This is a genomic window from Halomonas sp. A11-A (assembly GCF_003182195.1).
GTDB lineage: Bacteria > Pseudomonadota > Gammaproteobacteria > Pseudomonadales > Halomonadaceae > Halomonas > Halomonas alkalicola.
This window is the reverse complement of sequence record NZ_QGTM01000002.1, coordinates 161956-179971: the sequence shown is the minus strand read 5'-3', so window position 1 is coordinate 179971 and position 18016 is coordinate 161956. Positions and strand designations below refer to the sequence as shown.

At 67.5% G+C, this 18016-nt stretch carries 19 protein-coding genes; 7 read left to right on the top strand and 12 right to left on the bottom strand.

The genetic code is table 11. The features are described 5' to 3' along the window. Positions 1-23: 23 nt before the first annotated feature. From mnhG to DER72_RS02965, 7 genes are read right to left on the bottom strand one after another with little or no spacing between them, the layout of a single operon-like run. Positions 24-428, bottom strand: coding sequence for a monovalent cation/H(+) antiporter subunit G (gene mnhG, locus DER72_RS02995; RefSeq protein WP_110068515.1), 405 nt, complete (start codon positions 426-428; stop codon positions 24-26). Beyond that, positions 421-690 (bottom strand): monovalent cation/H+ antiporter complex subunit F, encoded by a 270-nt coding sequence (locus DER72_RS02990; RefSeq protein ID WP_110068514.1) that lies wholly within the window; start codon positions 688-690, stop codon positions 421-423. The genes mnhG and DER72_RS02990 overlap by 8 nt, the downstream gene beginning before the upstream one ends. 21 nt (positions 691-711) lie before the next feature. Then, the gene (locus tag DER72_RS02985) at positions 712-1185 is read right to left on the bottom strand and encodes a Na+/H+ antiporter subunit E (RefSeq protein WP_110068513.1); all 474 of its coding nucleotides are present in this window, start codon (positions 1183-1185) and stop codon (positions 712-714) included. Continuing rightward, positions 1182-2759 (bottom strand): Na+/H+ antiporter subunit D, encoded by a 1578-nt coding sequence (locus tag DER72_RS02980; RefSeq protein WP_110068512.1) that lies wholly within the window; start codon positions 2757-2759, stop codon positions 1182-1184. The genes DER72_RS02985 and DER72_RS02980 overlap by 4 nt, the downstream gene beginning before the upstream one ends. Then, positions 2756-3103: a Na+/H+ antiporter subunit C gene (locus DER72_RS02975; RefSeq protein WP_110068511.1), complete on the bottom strand. Its 348-nt coding sequence runs from the start codon at positions 3101-3103 to the stop codon at positions 2756-2758. The genes DER72_RS02980 and DER72_RS02975 overlap by 4 nt, the downstream gene beginning before the upstream one ends. A gap of 30 nt (positions 3104-3133) precedes the next feature. Continuing rightward, positions 3134-3565, bottom strand: coding sequence for a Na+/H+ antiporter subunit B (locus DER72_RS02970; RefSeq protein WP_110068510.1), 432 nt, complete (start codon positions 3563-3565; stop codon positions 3134-3136). Beyond that, positions 3558-5888, bottom strand: coding sequence for a putative monovalent cation/H+ antiporter subunit A (locus tag DER72_RS02965; RefSeq protein ID WP_110068584.1), 2331 nt, complete (start codon positions 5886-5888; stop codon positions 3558-3560). Before DER72_RS02965 ends, DER72_RS02970 begins: the two co-directional genes overlap by 8 nt. Positions 5889-6274: 386 nt before the next feature. On the opposite strand from DER72_RS02965, the gene DER72_RS02960 reads away from it, so the two are divergent. From DER72_RS02960 to DER72_RS02935, 6 genes are read left to right on the top strand one after another with little or no spacing between them, the layout of a single operon-like run. Further along, the gene (locus tag DER72_RS02960; protein WP_110068509.1) at positions 6275-9085 is read left to right on the top strand and encodes a monovalent cation/H+ antiporter subunit A; all 2811 of its coding nucleotides are present in this window, start codon (positions 6275-6277) and stop codon (positions 9083-9085) included. After that, positions 9085-9426 (top strand): Na+/H+ antiporter subunit C, encoded by a 342-nt coding sequence (locus DER72_RS02955; RefSeq protein WP_110068508.1) that lies wholly within the window; start codon positions 9085-9087, stop codon positions 9424-9426. Before DER72_RS02960 ends, DER72_RS02955 begins: the two co-directional genes overlap by 1 nt. Further along, positions 9423-10961 carry a monovalent cation/H+ antiporter subunit D gene (locus DER72_RS02950; protein WP_110068507.1) on the top strand — a complete coding sequence of 513 codons (1539 nt, stop codon included), beginning with the start codon at positions 9423-9425 and terminating at the stop codon, positions 10959-10961. Before DER72_RS02955 ends, DER72_RS02950 begins: the two co-directional genes overlap by 4 nt. Further along, positions 10958-11455, top strand: coding sequence for a Na+/H+ antiporter subunit E (locus DER72_RS02945; RefSeq protein ID WP_110068506.1), 498 nt, complete (start codon positions 10958-10960; stop codon positions 11453-11455). The genes DER72_RS02950 and DER72_RS02945 overlap by 4 nt, the downstream gene beginning before the upstream one ends. Beyond that, a complete protein-coding gene (locus DER72_RS02940; protein WP_110068505.1) occupies positions 11449-11718 on the top strand; it encodes a K+/H+ antiporter subunit F in 270 nt (89 codons plus the stop codon). Before DER72_RS02945 ends, DER72_RS02940 begins: the two co-directional genes overlap by 7 nt. A gap of 10 nt (positions 11719-11728) precedes the next feature. Beyond that, positions 11729-12166, top strand: a complete 438-nt coding sequence (locus tag DER72_RS02935) for a Na+/H+ antiporter subunit G (protein ID WP_110068504.1) — start codon at positions 11729-11731, stop codon at positions 12164-12166. 18 nt (positions 12167-12184) lie between these two features. On the opposite strand, the gene hemH is transcribed toward DER72_RS02935, so the two are convergent. Further along, complete coding sequence (gene hemH / locus DER72_RS02930) at positions 12185-13285, bottom strand: ferrochelatase (RefSeq protein WP_110068503.1); 1101 nt, start codon at positions 13283-13285, stop codon at positions 12185-12187. A gap of 165 nt (positions 13286-13450) precedes the next feature. Here hemH and DER72_RS02925 point away from each other — a divergent pair, with 165 nt between their 5' ends. Beyond that, complete coding sequence (locus DER72_RS02925; RefSeq protein WP_309064151.1) at positions 13451-13588, top strand: DCC1-like thiol-disulfide oxidoreductase family protein; 138 nt, start codon at positions 13451-13453, stop codon at positions 13586-13588. Between the two features lie 101 nt (positions 13589-13689). Here the strand turns inward: DER72_RS02925 and DER72_RS02920 are convergent, their stop codons facing one another. The 4 genes from DER72_RS02920 to rplI all read right to left on the bottom strand — a co-directional run bounded on the left by DER72_RS02920 (position 13690) and on the right by rplI (position 18001). Then, complete coding sequence (locus tag DER72_RS02920; protein WP_110068502.1) at positions 13690-13992, bottom strand: DUF6482 family protein; 303 nt, start codon at positions 13990-13992, stop codon at positions 13690-13692. 133 nt (positions 13993-14125) lie between these two features. Continuing rightward, positions 14126-14419: a hypothetical protein gene (locus tag DER72_RS02915; protein WP_110068501.1), complete on the bottom strand. Its 294-nt coding sequence runs from the start codon at positions 14417-14419 to the stop codon at positions 14126-14128. 100 nt (positions 14420-14519) lie between these two features. Further along, the gene (gene dnaB / locus DER72_RS02910; protein ID WP_110068500.1) at positions 14520-17411 is read right to left on the bottom strand and encodes a replicative DNA helicase; all 2892 of its coding nucleotides are present in this window, start codon (positions 17409-17411) and stop codon (positions 14520-14522) included. Between the two features lie 143 nt (positions 17412-17554). Beyond that, the gene (gene rplI, locus DER72_RS02905) at positions 17555-18001 is read right to left on the bottom strand and encodes a 50S ribosomal protein L9 (protein WP_110068499.1); all 447 of its coding nucleotides are present in this window, start codon (positions 17999-18001) and stop codon (positions 17555-17557) included. Between the last annotated feature and the right edge of the window lie 15 nt (positions 18002-18016).

Genomic DNA, 18016 nt, shown 5'->3' with positions numbered 1-18016 from the left:
TCGACGGGCAGCGTCAGCATGGATCAGGAGGGGTCGCTCTCCTTCGGCTCGCGCCGGGCGTTGGCCTCGGTCTCGTGGCCGCTCTTCAGCTCGTGGGTGAGCGGGTCATAGTTGGGACGCAGCTCATCCTTGACCGTGCCGCTCCACAGCTTGGAACCCACGAAGTAGCCGGCTCGGCCGATGATGTGGGCCGCCACCGGGGCGGTCATCAGGATGAAGACGATGATGGCGAAGGCGCGAGCCGCCACCCCCACCTCGGCGAAGTGCATCGCCACCGCCAGCATGACCAGGATCACCCCCAGGGCCGCGGCCTTGGTGGTGGCGTGCATGCGGGTCAACAGGTCGGGCAGGCGCAGGATGCCCAGCGACGCCAGCAGCATCAGCAGGGCGCCGGCGATGACGAAGGTGCCCTTGATGAACTCAATCATCGCGCGGTCCTCCACGTTCCAGGAAGCGGGCGAAACCGATGGCGGCCAGGAAGCCCATCAGGGCGATGACGATGGCCGCATCGATGAAGCTCGAGACGTCGGACTTGATGGCGTAGACGCCCACCAGGCCCACGACGATGCTGGCGAAGAGCTCCAGGGCCACCACCCGGTCGGGCAGGCTCGGCCCGCGCACCACGCGCACGAAGCAGAGGATCAGGGCGAGGCTCATGATGACCTGGCTGATCAGTATCACGATATCCATGCGGGTACCTCGCGGCCAGGCTCAGCGAAACAGTTCCAGGGCACGGTATTCCATTTCCTTGAGGTTGCGGCGCAGCTCCTCCTCATCGTCGAGGAACATGGCGTGGATGTAGAGCACCTTGCGGTCGTCGGAGACGTCCAGGCTCAGGGTGCCGGGGGTCAGGGAGATCAGGTTCGCCACCATGGTGATCTCGAGCTCGGTACGCGCCTCCAGGGGCATGGCGATCACCCCGGGCTTCATGTGCCAGGGCGGGGTCAGGATGTCGAAGGCCACCTTGAGGTTGGCCATCAAGAGCTCCTTGATGAAGAAGCCGATGAAGCCCAGGATCCTCGGGATACGCGCGGGATAGCCCTGCAGGGCCTCCACCTGGGGCTCGATCAGCACCAGGGCGATGTAGCCGAACACCAGCCCCACCACCAGGTTGAGGCCGGTGAAGTCGCCGCTCAGCACGACCCAGGCCAGGGCCAGCAGCAGGTTCCAGATGGCTCCGGTCATGGGCTTGCCTCCTCGCTTGCCGGCGCCTCGATGAGGGCCTCGCTGACATCCACGTTACCGCCCAGCACGGCCTCGATGTAGCCCTGGGGGTTCATCAGCTGCTCGCCGATGGTGTTCATCAGGCCCATCAGCGGCTCGGCGAAGACGCCGATCAAAAGCGACAGCGCCGCCAGCACCCCCACCGGCAGGGTCATCAGCCACAGGCTGGGCTTGACCATGCGGCCATCGTCGCCCACCACGGTCTCCTGCTCGGGCACCAGGTTCTCCTCGGGCAGCGCCTTCCAGAACACCTCGTTCCAGATCTTGACCATGGAGTAGAGGGTCATCAAGCCCACCGCCAGGGCGATGCCGGTGACCACGTAGGCCTCGGCCTCGATGCCGGCGCGCACGATCACGAACTTGGCGAAGAAGCCCGACAGCGGCGGGATGCCGGCCAGGGAGAAGGCGGAGAGGAAGAAGGCCACGGCGAGCCAGGGGCGCTCCTTGTAGAGCCCGCCCATCTTCTTGAGCTGGTAGGTGCCCTGCAGGCGCCGGGTGATGCCGCTGATCAGGAAGAGGTTGGTCTTGACCACGATGTTGTGCATCACCGCGAAGATGCCGCCGGCGATCGCCAGGGGCGTGTAGAGCGCCAGGCCCAGGATCATGTAGCCGATCTGGCTGACGATATGGAACGACAGGATGCGGCGGAACTCGTACTGGGCCGCCGCCCCCAGCACCCCGGTGACCATGGTCAGGGCCGCGCCCCAGATCAGCAGGTCCTGGGTGTAGTCCAGGGTCTCGTCGAACATCAGGGTGAAGACCCGGAACAGCGAGTAGACCCCCACCTTGGTGAGCAGGCCGGCGAACAGCGCCGACACCGCCACCGGCGGCGTGTGGTAGGAGGCCGGCAGCCAGAAGAACAGCGGGAAGGCCGCCGCCTTGATGCCGAAGGCCACCATGAACATCACCGCCAGCACCTCCACCATGCCCTGGTGCTCCGCCTCGTGGAGGCGCAGGGCGATGTCGGCCATGTTGAGGGTGCCTACCATGCCGTAGGTCAGGCCGATGGCGGTCAGGAAGATCACCGAGGCCAGCAGGTTGAGGGTCACGTACTTGATCGCCCCCTCCATCTGGGCCTTCTCGCCGCCGAGGATCAGCAGCGCGAAGCTCGCCACCAGCATCACCTCGAACCAGACGTAGAGGTTGAAGATGTCGCCGGTGAGGAAGGCACCGGCGACCCCGGCCAGCAGCAGGTGCATCAGCGGGTAGTAGCCGAACTTCTCGTGATCCGGCCCGGTGGAGGCCAGCGAGTAGACGGCCAGCGCCAGGCCGATCAGGGCGGTGAGCACGATCATCACCGCGCTGAGCATGTCGGCCACCAGGGTGATGCCATAGGGGGCCTCCCAGCCCCCCATCTGGATGGTCACGTAGCCATCCTGGTGCACCGAGGTGAACAGCCACAGCGAGACCACCAGCAGGGCCAGGTTGCCGGCCACGGCGGTGAAGCGTTGCATGGGCCGCGAGCGCCAGAAGAGCAGCGAGATGGCGCCCGACAGCAGCGGCAGGAGGACGGGAAGTGCGACTTCGGGCCTCACGTGTCGGTATCCTTCATCTTGTCCAGGTCATCGGCCTTGACGATCTCGTAGGCCCGGCGAATCAGCACCACGGCGAAGGCCAGCACGCCGAAGGCGATCACGATGGCGGTCAGCACCACCGCCTGGGGCAGCGGGTCGGCCACCGCCCCGGCGGGCGCCAGCATGCCCTCGGGAATCAGCGGCGGCGCCCCGCGGGTCATGCCCGCCGAGGTGAAGATCAGCAGGTTGGCGGCGTTCGACAGCAGCATCAGCCCGATCACCAGCTTGACGATGGAGCGACGCAGCATCAGGAAGATCGCGGCGGCATACATCATGCCGATGGCCAGCGCCATCACGGGTTCCATGGGGCATCTCCTGTCCGGTGGGCGGCGTTCTCAGGGCTCATCCTTGTCCACCTCCATCAGCGTCATCACCATGGTCAGCACCGAGCCGAGCACGGCCAGGTAGACGCCGATATCGAAGATCAGCGGCGTCGAGGCCTTGAAGTCGATGCCGGGAATCTCCCACCACTGGGCGGTGAGGAAGGCTTCGCCGACGAACCAGGCCGGCACCACCGAGATCATGCCCAGCAGCAGGCCCATGCCGACCAGGTCCCGTGGGTCGATCATGCGCAGCACCCCCTTGGTGGCGCTGACCCCGAAGGCGAACAGGTAGAGGGTGAAGGCACCGGCGGCCACCAGGCCGGCGATGAAGCCGCCGCCGGGCTCGTCGTGGCCGCGCAGCAGCAGGAAGATAGAGAACAACAGTTGCAGCGGCATCAGCATCCGTGCCGCCGTGTTGAGGATGATGGTGCCGGACTTAACCATCGGCGTTCTCCTTGGTCGCAGCACTCTTCTTCGGCTTCTCCGGGGCGCGCAGCTTGAGCATGGCGAAGACCCCGATGGCGGCCAGCGCCAGCACGAAGATTTCGCCCAGGGTATCCAGCGCACGGTAGTCCACCAGAATCACGTTGACGATATTGCGCCCGTAGGCCAGGGGCGCGCTGTTGGCGATCATGTAGTCGGAGATCGGCACGAACTGGTCGATGCTCCAGGAGGTGAGCACCAGCAGGGTGATCAGCCCGCCCAGGCTGCCGGCCACGGCCACGTCGCGCACCCGCTCCAGGGGAGTGGAGAGGCTCGAGAAGCGCGGCAGGCGGAACAGCACCAGCACCAGCAGGATCACCGTCAGGGTCTCCACCAGCAGCTGGGTGATGCCCAGGTCGGGGGCGCTGAAGAGGATGAAGATCAGCGCGATGGAGAAGCCCATGATGCCCACCGAGACCACCGCGCCGAGCCGCGAGCGGGAGATGGCGGCAAACAGCGCCCCCAGCACCATGGTGCCGACCACGATCGCCTCGTGGAACTGGACATCGAGGTCGAAGGCCAGCTGGGGGGAGTGGCGCAGCAGCAGCGAGTTGCCGATCAGGGCGATCAGGGTGACGATCATCACCAGGATGTAGTTGCGCATATAGCCGTTTTGCAGGATACGGGTCTGCCATTCGGAGACCACCACCACGCCGTCCATGAAGGCGTCATAGCCGGACTCGGGACCCCGGGCGATCAGCGGGTCGAGCCGTGCCAGGCGGGCCCGCACCCGATCCCAGCGCTGGAAGAGCAGATAGCCCAGTACCAGGCTCACCACCGACATCAGAAGCGGCAGGTTGATGCCGTGCCACAGTGAGAGCTTGACCTCCACCGGCGCGCCGACCACCGCCGAGGCGGCGGCGGTGAGCAGGCCGGTGCCGGCCAGGGCAGGCAGCAGGCCCAGCAGCAGCGAGAGCGTGGCCAGCACCGCCGGCCCCAGCAGCATGGAGGCCGGCGCCTCGTGGGCCACCCGCGGCGTCTGGCGTCGCTGGCCGAAGAAGGGGCGCAGGGCAATGATGGCCGCCACGGCGATGGTCAGGATGGCCGCACTGAAGGCTAGCAGCACCACCAGCGCCCGCCAGGCGCTGGCGTCGAGCACCGATTCGAACATCAGCTCCTTGCCGATGAAGCCGAACAGCGGCGGCACCCCGGCCAGCGACAGCGCCGCCACCATGGCGATCACCGCTGTGATCGGCATCAGCGGCCGCAGGCCGCCCATGGCGGTGACGTCCTTGGTGCCGGTCTCGTGGTCGAGGATGCCGGCCACCATGAACAGGGCCCCCTTGTAGAGCGAGTGGGCCAGCAGGAAGGTGACGAAGGCGATCATCGCCCCCTCGGTGCCGATGCCCAGCAGCATGGTCAGGGTGCCCAGGGCCATCACCGTGGAGTAGGCCAAGAGCTTCTTGATATTGGTGTGGCGGATGGCCAGGAAGGCGCCGGTGAACATGGTCAGCGCCCCCACCACCGAGAGCGTCACCGTCCACATCTCGGTGCCGCCGAGGCCCGGCTGCAGCCGCGCCAGCAGGTAGATGCCCGCCTTGACCATGGTGGCCGAGTGCAGGTAGGCCGACACCGGGGTGGGCGCCGCCATGGCGTTGGGCAGCCAGAAATGGAAGGGAAACTGGGCCGACTTGGTGAAGGCGCCCAGCAGCAGGCAGATCAGCAGCGGCGTGTAGAGGCCATGGTCGCGCAGCACGTCGTCCATGGCATTGAGCTCGGAGAGCGACCAGCTGCCGCCGGCCACCCCCAGCATCGCCAGGCCCGCCATCAGCGCCAGCCCCCCCGCCACGGTGACGAAGAGCCCCTGCCGGGCCGACTTGCGCGCCTCCAGATCGGTGTGGTTGAAGCCGATCAGCAGGTAGGAGGTGATGCTGGTCAGCTCCCAGAAGACGAACAGGGTGAAGAGGCCGTCGGCCAGCACCAGCCCCAGCATGGAGACCATGAAGGCGAGGATCGCCAGGTGGAAGCGCACCAGGTCCGGGTGCCCCTTCAGGTAGCCCCCGGCGTAGATCAGCACGAAGGTGCCGATGCCGGTCACCAGCAGGGCGAACAGCATCGAGAGGCCGTCGACCACGAAGGTCAGGCTCATGCCGAGCGACGGCACCCACTCCATGGCAAACACCAGGGTCTCGCCGGCCATCACCGCCGGCAGCTGGGTCAGGAACCAGAGCGCCAGGGAGGCGGGGAAGGCGGCCAGGAAGAAGCTGGTGCGATCGCCGAACCAGCGATGGAAGAGCGGCGCCAGGGCGGCCAGCAGGAATCCCGACAGCACGGCAAATTGGATCAAGGGGGCTCTCCTGGTCGTGTTCGTCCTAGGGTCCAAGGGCGCATGGCAGGCGGCCTGATCTGGATCAGCATTCGCCTAATGGATGACGCAGCGCAGCACCCCGGAGCCTGTTTATCAATAGAGAAAGCCTATAGACTCTCGCCGGCGAGTGGCAAGAACGGGCTGCGCCTTACCTTAAACGGAAGTCGGCATCTTATCATTAGTGAATGATTACCATGCGATTTTCTGGCCTGCCCGGTTGCCGCACCCCAGCGCTCCGATGGCCCCTGGCCAGCGGAATGAAGATGAGCCGGGCGGTGACGTGACTGCCCGGGCCACAGGCACCGGGGCGGTGTCCGCGGCCTGGAAGGTACGCTCCCGCCACTGAGTGGATGAGCATACCGATGGCACTGCTGTGGATTCCCCTTCTCACCCTGCTCGGCGCCCTGGTGCCGGTTGCCACCTCTCGCCACGGCCGACGCTTCTGCACCCTTGCCACCCTGGCGGCCCCCCTCCTCGCCCTCTTCCTGGTGCTGATCCATGCCCCGGCGGTGCTGGCCGGTGAGATCGTCTCCGTCTCGCTTGCCTGGATGCCCCTGCTGGGCCTCGACCTGGCGCTGCGCATCGACGGCCTGACGCTGCTCTTTGCGCTGCTGATTCTGGGCATCGGCAGCCTGATCCTCTACTACGCCGGCCACTACCTCAGCGCCGACGAGGATGACGGTCGCTTCCTCGCCTACATGATGCTGTTCATGACCGCCATGGTCGGCATCGCCATGGCGGACAACCTTATCCTGCTGTGGCTCTTCTGGGAGCTGACCAGCGTCTCCTCCTTCCTGCTGATCGGTTTCTGGGGCCACAGGAGCGACGCCCGCCGCGGTGCGCGCATGGCGCTGGCGGTCACCGGCGCCGGCGGCCTGGCGCTGCTCGCCGGCCTGCTGCTGATCGGCAACGTGGTGGGCAGCTTCGCCATGGCGGACGTGCTGGCCGCCGGCGACGTCATCCGCGCCTCGGCGCACTACCCGCTGATCCTGGCGCTGGTGCTGTTCGGCGCCTTCACCAAGTCCGCCCAGTTCCCCTTCCACTTCTGGCTGCCCCACGCCATGGCGGCGCCCACCCCGGTCTCCGCCTTCCTGCACTCGGCCACCATGGTCAAGGCGGGGGTCTTCCTGATGGCCCGGCTCACCCCGGCGCTGGGCGACAGCACGCTGTGGGCAGTATCGCTCTCCCTGGTGGGCCTCGCCACCATGCTCTATGCCGCCTGGTTCGCCCTCATGGAGCGCGACCTCAAGGGCATCCTGGCCTTCTCCACGGTGAGCCACCTGGGCCTGATCACCCTGCTGTTGGGGCTGGGCAGCCCGCTGGCCATCGTCGCCGCGGTGTTCCACATCCTCAACCACGCCACCTTCAAGGCGGCGCTGTTCATGAGCGTGGGCATCATCGACCACGAGACCGGCACCCGTGACATCGACCGCCTGGGCGCCCTGTGGTCGATGATGCCGCTCACCGGCACCATGGTGATCCTGGCGGGCGCCGCCATGGCCGGCTTCCCCCCCTTCAACGGCTTTCTCTCCAAGGAGATGCTCTTCGAGCAGAGCCTGATCAACGACGTGCTGGGGGCCCTGAGCGGCCTGATTCCGCTGCTGGTGATGGTGGCCGCCACCCTCTCGGTGGCCTACTCGCTGCGCCTGATCTGGAGCCTCTTCTTCGCCGCGCCCAAGCTCACCCGGGAGCAGAAGGCCGAGCCGCCCATGCACGTCCATGACCCGGCCCGGGGCATGCTGGCTCCTGGCCTCTTCCTGGCCGCCATGAGCCTGGCAGTGGGGCTCTTTCCCATGACCCTGGCCGCCCCGCTGGTCAACGCCGCCAGCCTCGCCGTCCAGGGTGATACCACCCCGCTGATCTCCCTAGCGCTGTGGCACGGCCTCAACCTGCCCCTTGCCATGAGCCTGATGGCGGTCATCGGCGGCATCCTGCTGGTGCGTCACCATCGCCGCCTGGCCAACATCGCCGCCCTCTTCCCGGCACGGGATGCCGGGCGCATCTTCGAGGCCGCCGTGCTGAGGGTGATCAAGGCCGCACTGTGGCTCACCCAGCGCCTGGAGAACGGCTCCCTGCAGCGCTATCAGGCGCTGCTGCTGCTTACCGCCCTGGCCATGGTGGCCGTGGGCCTGACCCGGCTCGACGCCCTGACAGGCCCCCTGGGCCAGCAGCCGGTGGACGGCATGCTGGTGCTCGGGGCGGCACTGATCACCTTCGGCGCCATCGGCAGCGCCCTGAGCCACCGCTGGCGGCTGGTCTCCCTGCTGATGCTCTCGGTGGTGGGCCTCACCGTCTCGCTCACCTTCGTGCGCTTCTCCGCCCCCGACCTGGCACTGACCCAGCTCTCGGTGGAGGTGGTCTCGATGATCCTCTTCATCCTGGCGCTCTTCTTCCTGCCCCAGCGCCCGCCGCTGCTGGTCTCCCAGCGGCGCATCCTGCGCGATCTGGTGCTGGCGGTCTCCCTGGGCCTGGCGGTGGCGATGCTCAACTACGCCCTGCTGACCCGGGAGACCATCTCCATCGCCGACTACTTCCTGCGCGAGGCGGTGCCCGGCGGCGGCGGCACCAACGTGGTCAACGTCATCCTGGTGGACTTCCGCGGCTTCGATACCCTGGGCGAGATCACCGTGCTGACCCTGGCGGGCCTGGCCACCTTCAAGCTGCTCAACCGCATGAAGCTGTTCATGCCGGCGGGCAACCTGGAGGGGATCCGCTGGTCGCGCCACCGCTACCCGATGATCCTCGCCGTGATCGCCCAGATCCTGCTGCCGCTGGCGCTGCTGGTGTCGGTGTACATCTTCCTGCGCGGCCACAACCAGCCCGGAGGCGGCTTCATCGCCGGTCTGATCACCGCCGTGGCGCTGATCCTGCAGTACATGGCTCGCGGCCACGACTGGACCCGGGAGCGGCTGCCGATCTCCTACCCGGTGGTGGCGGTCTCCGGCCTGGTCGTCGCCGTGGCCACCGGCCTTGCCAGCTGGCTCTTCGGCTACCCCTTCCTGACCTCGACCTTCGGCCACTTCCATATCCCGCTGATCGGTGAGATCGAGCTGGCCTCGGCCATGCTCTTCGACCTCGGGGTCTACCTGGCCGTGGTCGGCGCCACCCTGATGATCCTGATCAACCTGGGCCGGGTCACCACGATCCACCGCCCGACGCTGGAGGAACGCTGATGGAAGCCCTCTTTTCCCTGGTGGTCGGCGTGCTCACCGCCAGCGGCATCTACCTGCTGCTGCGCGGACGCACCTTCCCGGTCATCATCGGCCTGGCCCTGCTCGGCTACGCGGTGAACCTCTTCCTGTTCTCCACCGGGGGGCTCAACACCCACGCCGCCGCGGTGATCGGCGAGTCGATCAGCCCGGCCGATCCGCTGCCTCAGGCGCTGGTGCTCACCGCCATCGTGATCGGCTTCGCCATGACCGCCTTCGTGGTGATCCTGGCGATCCGCGCCCGCAGCGAGCTGGGCAGCGACCATGTGGACGGCCAGTCCGGCGAGACGGGGGACACCAAATGAGCCAGCACCTCGTGACCCTGCCGATCCTGATCCCCATGATCGGCGCCCTTGCCCTGCTGCTCTTCAACCAGGCCAGCGATACCCGGAGGCGCCAGCTCAGCACCGCCCTCTGCGTGGCCCAGGTGCTGGTGGCGGCCTGGCTGCTGTCGGTGGCGGGCGGCGGCGAGATGCTCTTCTATGCGCTGGGCAACTGGCACGCCCCCTTCGGCATCGTGCTGATGCTCGACCGCCTCTCGGCGCTGATGCTGACCCTGACCGCCGTGCTGGCACTGGGCAGCGTGCTGTTCGCCTGCGCCGGCGAGGACGCCCGCGGCACCAACTTCCACGGGCTCTTCCAGCTGCAGCTGATGGGGCTCAACGGCGCCTTCCTGACCGGCGACATGTTCAACCTCTTCGTCTTCTTCGAGATCACCCTGCTCGCCTCCTACGCCCTGATGATGCACGGCGGCGGCAAGGAGCGCATCGGCGCCGGCCTGCACTATGTGATCCTCAACCTGGCCGGCTCGGCGCTGTTCATCGTCGCCCTGGGGGTGCTCTACGGCGCCACCGGCACCCTCAACATGGCCGACATGGCGCGCCGGGTGGCGCAGATGTCCGGCGACCAGGCGGCCCTGGTCACCGCCGGCGCCCTGCTGCTGATCGTGGTCTTCAGTCTCAAGGCGGCGCTGCTGCCCCTCTACTTCTGGCTGCCGCGCACCTATGCGGCGGCGCCGGCGCCGGTGGCCGCCCTGTTCGCCATCATGACCAAGCTCGGCCTCTACGCCATCCTGCGCGTGCAGTCGCTGATCTTCGCCGACACCCCGGTAGCCGAGGCGATTGCGACCTGGCTGTGGTGGTCGGGGCTGGCCACCATCGCCCTGGCGGGCGTCGGGGTGCTGGCGGCCCGTGACCTGCGGACCCTGGTGGCCTACCTGGTGCTGGTCTCGGTGGGCACCCTGATGGCCGGTACGGCGCTGGGCTCCATCGATGCCATCGGCGCCCTCCTCTACTACCTGCCCCATACCACCCTGATCTGTGGCGCCCTCTACCTGATCGCCGAGCTGATCAGCCAGCAGCGCGGCAAGGCGGGCACCCGCCTGGTGCGGGGCCGCCGGCTCCATCAGCGCCACCTGCTGGGCGGCATGTTCCTGGTCGCCGCCGTGGCGGTGGCGGGCCTGCCGCCCCTGGCCGGGGCGCTCGGCAAGGCCCTGCTGATGCAGGCCGCCGAGGGGTCGGCGCGGCTGTGGCTCTGGCCGCTGCTGCTGCTGGCCGGCCTCTGCGCGCTGATCGCCATGTCCCGGGCCGGCTCGGTGTTCTTCTGGGCCAGCTACAAGGGCGAGGTCGATAGCGGTCGCGTCACCCGGCCCCAGCTGGCGGGGGTGCTCTGGCTGCTGGCCAGCGCCCCCCTGCTGGTCGCCTTCGCCGGGCCGGTCAGCGGCTATACCCAGGCCACCGCCGAACAGCTGGCCGAGCCCCAGGCGGTGATCGCCCGGCTGCTCGGCGAATCCCCCGCCCTCCAGTTCGGACGGCTCACCATCGAGGGAGAGTCACCATGAAAGCCATGGGTCGCCTGCTGCCCACTCCTACCCTGTCGCTGGTGCTGCTGATCACCTGGCTTCTGCTGGTGCGCAGCATCGCGCCCGGCCAGCTGATTCTCGGCGCCGTCCTGGCCGTGGTGATTCCGCTGCTCACCCGCGGCTTCTGGGAGCCCCTGCCCCAGGTCAGGCACCCCATCAAGCTGGCCTGGTTCGTGCTGGTGGTGCTCTACGATATCGTCAAGGCCAACGTTCAGGTCAGCCTGCTGATCCTCTCGCCGAAGCGTGAGCCCCACCCCGGCTTCGTGGAGTACCCGCTCTCGGTCAAGGACCCGCTGACCATCACCCTGCTGGCCAACACCATCACCATGACGCCGGGCACCGTCTCCACCAATGTCCGCCTGGACCGCTCCTCGCTGCTGATCCACGTGCTGGACATGCACGACGAGCAGGCGCTGGTACGCGAGATACAGGAGCGCTACGAGCGCCCGCTCAAGGAGATCTTCGAATGCTAGACACCGCGCTGATGATCAGCCTTTCGCTGATCGTGATGGCCATGGCCATGAATGTCTTTCGCCTGGCCAAGGGGCCCGATGTCCCGGACCGCCTGCTGGCCCTGGACACCCTCTACGTCAACTCCATCGCGCTGATCGTGCTGCTGGGGCTCTGGCTGAACACCAAGACCTACTTCGAGGCCGCGATCCTGATCGCCATGCTCGGCTTCGTAGGCACCATGGCCATCTGCCGCTACCTGCTGCGCGGCGACATCATCGAGTAAGGAGCCGACCATGAACCTCTATCTGCTGGCCGAAGCCGTGGTCGCCTTCCTGCTCGTGGCGGGCGGCATCTTCGCCTTTACCGGCTCCTTGGGCATGCTGCAGTTCAAGGACTTCTTCATGCGCCTGCACGGCCCCACCAAGGGCACCACCCTGGGGATCGGCTGTACCCTGATCGCCTCCATGCTCTACTTCACGGTGACCCAGGGCGAGTTTCACGTCCAGGAGCTGCTGATCACCCTGTTCCTCTTCATCACCGCGCCGGTCACCGGCCATATGCTGGCCAAAACCGGGCTGCACATGCACCTGCGCTTCACCACCGGCACCCGGGGCTCGGTGCCGGAGCTGCGCGACGAGGACGTGGGCCAGAGCCGGGTCGCGCGCCCGGCCAAGGCGCGCCACCCCTGGCGCTCCCGCCGCCAGAAGCGCAAGGGACGCCTGCCCCGCTGACGGGGCGGGCATCACGCCTCAGGCCTGGCGGCTGACCCAGCCGGCGAGTTCGTTCTCGATCACCGCCAGCAGCGCGGCGATATGGTCGTCGCGATCGTTGAGGCAGGGGATATAGGTGAAGGTCTCGCCCCCCGCCTCGATAAAGGCGTCGCGGATCTCCTCCTCGATCTCCTCCAGGGTCTCCACGCAGTCGGCGGAGAAGGCCGGCGAGATCACCGCGATATGCTTCTTCCCCTGACGGGCCAGCTCGGCCACGTGCTCCACGGTCTGGGGGCCGACCCACTCCTCGGGGCCGAACTGGGACTGAAAGGCGGTCTGGATCGCCTCGCCCTCCCAGCCCAGCGCCTCGCGCAGCAATCGCGTGGTCTTCTGGCACTGGCAGTGGTAGGGGTCGCCCTCCATCAGGAAGCGCTTGGGCACCCCGTGGTAGGAGGCCACCAGCACCTCGGGCGGCGTCGCCGCGGCCTCGTAAGCCTCGCGCACCGTAGCGGCCAGCGCCTCGATGTACTGGGGGTGTTCGAAGTAGGCGGGCACGGTACGGAGGGTCGGCTGCCACTTGAGCTGCATCAGGGTGCGAAAGGCCTGGTCGTTGGCGGTCGCCGTGGTGGGCGAGGCGTACTGGGGGTAGAGCGGGAAGAAGAGGATCTTCTCGCAGCCCGCGGCCTGCATGCGCTTCAGCACGCTGTCGGTGGAGGGGTTGCCGTAGCGCATGCAGAAGTCGACCATCACCTGCTCGCCGTAGCGCGCCGCGAGCCCCTCGGCCACCTTGCGGGTCTGCTCCCGGGTCGTGGTCAGAAGCGGGCTCTCGTCCTTCTCGGTGTTCCAGATGCTTCGATAGGCCTCGCCGGACTTGAAGGGCCGCCGCGCGAGGATGATCAGCTGCAGCAGCGGCTGCCACTTCCAGCTCGGATAGTCGACCACCCGCTTATCGGAGAGGAACTCGCTAAGGTAGCGGCGCATCGACCAGTAGTCGGTGGCATCCGGGGTGCCCAGGTTGGCCAGCACCACCCCCACCCGGGCACGCGGCACCGGCGGGTGGTCGCTGGGCGCATGGGCCAGGCGGCCCTCGCCGGGACGGTCCACGGCCGCGCTGGCCGAATCCTTGGTCTCAGTGCTCATGGGAGGGCTCCTTGATCGATGCACACGAAGTGATGAGATGCGGCTAGTGTATCAGGCCGTTCGCCGCCCGGGGCATCAAGTTGTACTATCGGAAATATTTGTACAGCTTAAGGCGAGCCCATGCCCCACCCCCGCTACTTCTCCTCGGCGATCAGCTGAATCGGCATGGATGCCAGCCGGGCGCTCTATGCAGTACTGGGCTACCGGCGGCTGGCCTGGCTCAGCTGCCTACCTGGGGTCGCCGGCCTGATGGATGCGGGATACCGCTGGTTTGCCCGCCGCCGGGTGCGCCTGGGACGCTAGCTCAAGGGGCGGCGGCGGAAATGAGGGGGAAGAGAAGAGGGAGGCGATGAGTGACCGGACACCGCCGTGCGGCTCTCCGGTAGCGCCGGCTGGCACCCGGCTCAGAACACCAGCGGCATGCGCGAGGTGAGCGGGTCGTGGTAGTGCGCCTCGCGGCCGACCACCTCGTCGTGGGGCACGTGCTGCACCAGGTAGGCGCGGTGGATGCCGGCTCGCTTGAGCTCCAGATAGACATCGTCCAGGGAGCGATAGAGCACCGGCTTGCCCTGGCGGGTCAGCATATGGCGCTGGCCCTCGATATCTTCCAGCTCGACCTGATAGAAGCGGCTGCCGGCATGGCCGATGACGCGGATCTCGAAGTTGTCGTGATGGGCCGCGAAGGCCTTGAGGTCCTCAAATTCCATGGTTCCCTCCAGGAGATCTTGTGGTTGCAGTGCCACGCAGTCTGGCGCCTGCAGATGACGCCATGGTGACGTCTGGGTGTCGAGGCTATGACCCTCGACACCCCGGAGGGTTCCGCAAGTGACTGATTACAGGCTATTGGTAGCTGGAGGGGTCGATGGCCTTGCCGAGCGAGTTGCGGTCGATCCACTTACCCGCCTTGGTCTCCTTGTAACGGAACACCACGCTGTCGCCGACCTGCACCGGCAGCTCGGCGTCCTCGGTCTGGTAGCTGTAGGCCTCGCCCTCCACCACCAGGTGGTAGCGATAGAGGTCGGGCATGCCCAGCCACTCCTTGAAGGGGCCTTCACGCTCCAGGGATTGGAGCTCGCCGCGCGCCTGTAGCTTGGGGGTGCGCTGCCGATTGCCGCGCCGAAATCCGCCTGCCATGCTGCCTCCTCGATTCTCACTGCCCGGCTCGATGTGCCCGGGCCTGGGGGGGTTGGCATTATACGGCCCCACTCGCCGGGCTCAAGCCGGGCGCCTCGGCCTACTCGCCGAAGGTGTCGCCGTAGCTGTCCGGGGCCAGGTCCTCGAAGCGGGTGTACTTGCCGATGAAGGCCATGTGCACCGTGCCGATGGGGCCGTTACGCTGCTTGCCGATGATCAGTTCGGCGAGCCCCTGGTTGTCGGGGTTGTCCGGGTTGTAGACCTCGTCGCGATAGACGAAGGCGATCACGTCGGCATCCTGCTCGATGGCGCCCGATTCCCGCAGGTCCGACATCACCGGTCGCTTGTTGGGGCGCTGCTCCAGGGAGCGGTTGAGCTGGGAGAGCGCCACCACCGGGCAGCCGAACTCCTTGGCCATGCCCTTGAGCGAGCGGGAGATCTCGGAGATCTCCCCGGTGCGGTTCTCGGAGAAACCGGGAATCTGCATCAGCTGCAGGTAGTCGATCATCACCAGACCGACGTTGCCGTGCTCGCGCACCACCCGCCGGATGCGCGAGCGCATCTCGTTAGGGGAGAGCGCCGCGGTGTCGTCGATGAACAGCTGCTTGTCCTTGAGCAGGTTCACCGCCGAGGTGAGCCGCGGCCAGTCCTCGTCCTCCAGCTGGCCGGTCCGCACCCGGGTCTGGTCGATGCGCCCCAGCGACGAGAGCATGCGCAGCATCAGCGACTCGGCGGGCATCTCCATGGAGAAGACCATCACCGGACGGTCGCTGGCGATCACCGCATGCTCCACCAGGTTCATGGCGAAGGTGGTGTTGTGGACGCAGACATCCTCGGCGACGAAGTTATGGGTCCCGTCCACGGTCAGGTCATAGACCTGCTGATGCCCCAGAGGGGTGATCTCGACGATCTCGTCCCAGTAGAGGTCCGAGTCGGCCAGGTTCGCCAGGTACTCATCCTCCAGCACAGCGGCGAGCTCCGCCGCGCGCGCCCGCGACAGGCAGCGCTCGCTGCCGCCGCTGAGGTGCAGATTACCACCCTCGGGCAGCCGGCGACCGGCCGCTTCGAACAGGTGACGCCAGGAGCGCTCTCCCTTGATCGCCTTCACATAGCGATTGACCGAGCGCGGAAGGCTGTCGCGATTGCTGTGATGCCGCTTGCCGCCCAGACACGCCTGGACCTCGGCTAGCCGTGACTCCTTGCCAAAGATCCCGATCTCGGCGACAAAGGTCTCGATGCTGGCGCGGTCGAGAATCTCCAGCTCCCAGGGCAGGCAGTCAGGACTGGCCTTGGCGTGGGGCTTCTCACGCACCTTGGCCAGGATGCCGAAGCGCAGCAGCAGGTGCTGCACCTCACGGATCAGTTCCCGGCTGGATGAGGCGTAGCTGACCCTGGCCTGGCCGCTGGCCTGCACGAAGGCGCTGCCGTCACAGGCGAAAAGCCGGTTGAGGAAGAGTGCCAGCAGCGGCTTCTCGAGTCGGAAGATTCCGGCAGGCATCCGCTTTGCGGTGGCTTTCATCCCCCATACCCCATGGGCCTCCAGGAAGCGCCGCATCGGGCTGCTGGCATTCTTCGCCGCCCGGGCGTAGTCGTCCACTTCGAGCTCGGCCGGCGGAACCTCCAGTACGTGGCAGAGCCGCCCGAAGGTTGCCTCGGCGGGCATGGCCCGGCCCTGGCACCAGCCACTCACCGCCGCCTTGCTGACGTTGAGCGCACCCGCCAGGACCTCCCCGGTCATCCCGGCCCGAGCCAGGGCCCCGCGAAGCGCCCTGCCGAAGGCCTCGCGTGCCGTCACCAGGGCCTGGGGCTCACGGCTCACACGCAGGGCGGGAGTGCGCCCGGCGCTCTCCACCGGCCGGCACACCAGCCCGGGAAAGGCCGCCACCGCCTCGTCGAACTCCGCGCGCAGGCGCGGGTCGGCGTTGGTGAAGAGCGCATTGGTCTGGGTCGTGCCGCCGTCCGCGATCATGTAGGCCAGCACCTTCACCTGATGCTCCGGCAGGCGCTCCCGGCCGAAGACCGGCAACCGCCTCGGCACGGCCACACGCTCCCCTACCGCGAGGCGCTCCAGAGGCTGCCAGCCGTCGCCCGTCAGGAAGGGGTGCGTCAGGGTCGTGCAGATCTCGCGGCCCAGCGCCGTGCGAACCCGGAAGACGGGCTTGCACCCATCATCCACGAAGGCGCTGGCGCACGCCGGCGCCAGACGAAAGTCATCACCCAGAGAGAGCAGGTCGGCCTGCTGTCGGGCCACCAGCTCATCGATGGTGACCAGCGCACCGCTGGCCGGGTCCACCAGGCGCGAGCCGGCCATGATGCATTTGCCCATGGAGGGCCGCCCCGCGATGATCACCAGGTCCGAGGGCTGCAGGCCCGAGGTCATCTCGTCCAGGTCGCGAAAGCCGGTGGAGAGGCCGGTCATCTCCCCCTTCATGTTGAAGAGCTCGTCGATGCGGTCCACCGCCTTGGCGAGCAGCTCGCTCATGCCGATGGGGCCGCCCGACTTGGGGCGCTCCTCGCTGATCTGGAACACCAGCCGCTCGGCCTCGTCCACCAGTTCGTCCGCCGGCCGCCCCTGGGGGCTGAAGGCGCCGTCGGCGATCTGGCTGGCGGCGCGGATCAGCTTGCGCAGGGTGGCGCGCTCGCGAACGATATCGGCGTAGGCGCGGATGTTGCTGGCCGAGGGGGTGTTGCGGGCCAGTTCCGCCAGGTAGGCCAGCCCCCCCACGGTGTCGAGCTGGTCGCGTCCCTCCAGCGCCTCGGAGAGGGTCACCACGTCCAGGGGCCGGGCCGCCTCGGCCAGCTGCGCCATGACGTTGAAGATCAGCCGATGCTCGTAACGGTAGAAGTCGTCGGCCACCAGGCGGTCGGCCACGTTGTCCCAGGCCTGATTGTCGAGCATCAGCCCGCCCAGCACCGACTGCTCCGCCTCCACCGAGTGGGGCGGCACCTTGAGGGCGGCGGTTTCCGTGTCGTGCTCTAGGATCTCTGGCATGGCGTGACTCGACCTGGGCGTTGCGGGGAGGCCATTCTACCCCAGACGGGCGGCAGTCCCCATGGGTGCGTCCCGACGCCGGAACGCAACGAGGGGCGCGGGGATCTCTCCCCGCGCCCCTCGTCAGGCGCTGCGGACGCGGCTTATTCGGCCACGACCACCACGCGCACGGTGGCGTCGACTTCCGCATGCAGCTGCAGGTGGATGTCGTACTCGCCGGTGGCGCGGATCGGGCCTTCCGGCATCTTCACTTCGCTCTTGGCCACGTCGAAGCCGGCAGAGGCGATCGCCTCGGCCAGGTCGCGGGGACCGATGGAGCCGAACAGCTTGCCCTCGTCGCCGGCCTTGGCGACCAGGGAGAGTTCGATCTCGTTGAGCTGCTCAGCGCGAGCCTCGGCCTCGGCCTTGCGCTCGGCGGCCTGGGCCTCGAGCTCGGCACGCTGGGCCTGGAAGGCCTCGATGTTTTCCTTGGTGGCCGGCACGGCGAGGCCGTAGGGCACCAGGTAGTTGCGGCCGTAGCCGGGCTTGACGGTCACCTGGTCACCCAGGCCGCCCAGCTTGCCGATATTGTCGAGCAGAATGACTTCCATCTCGTTAACCTCTTG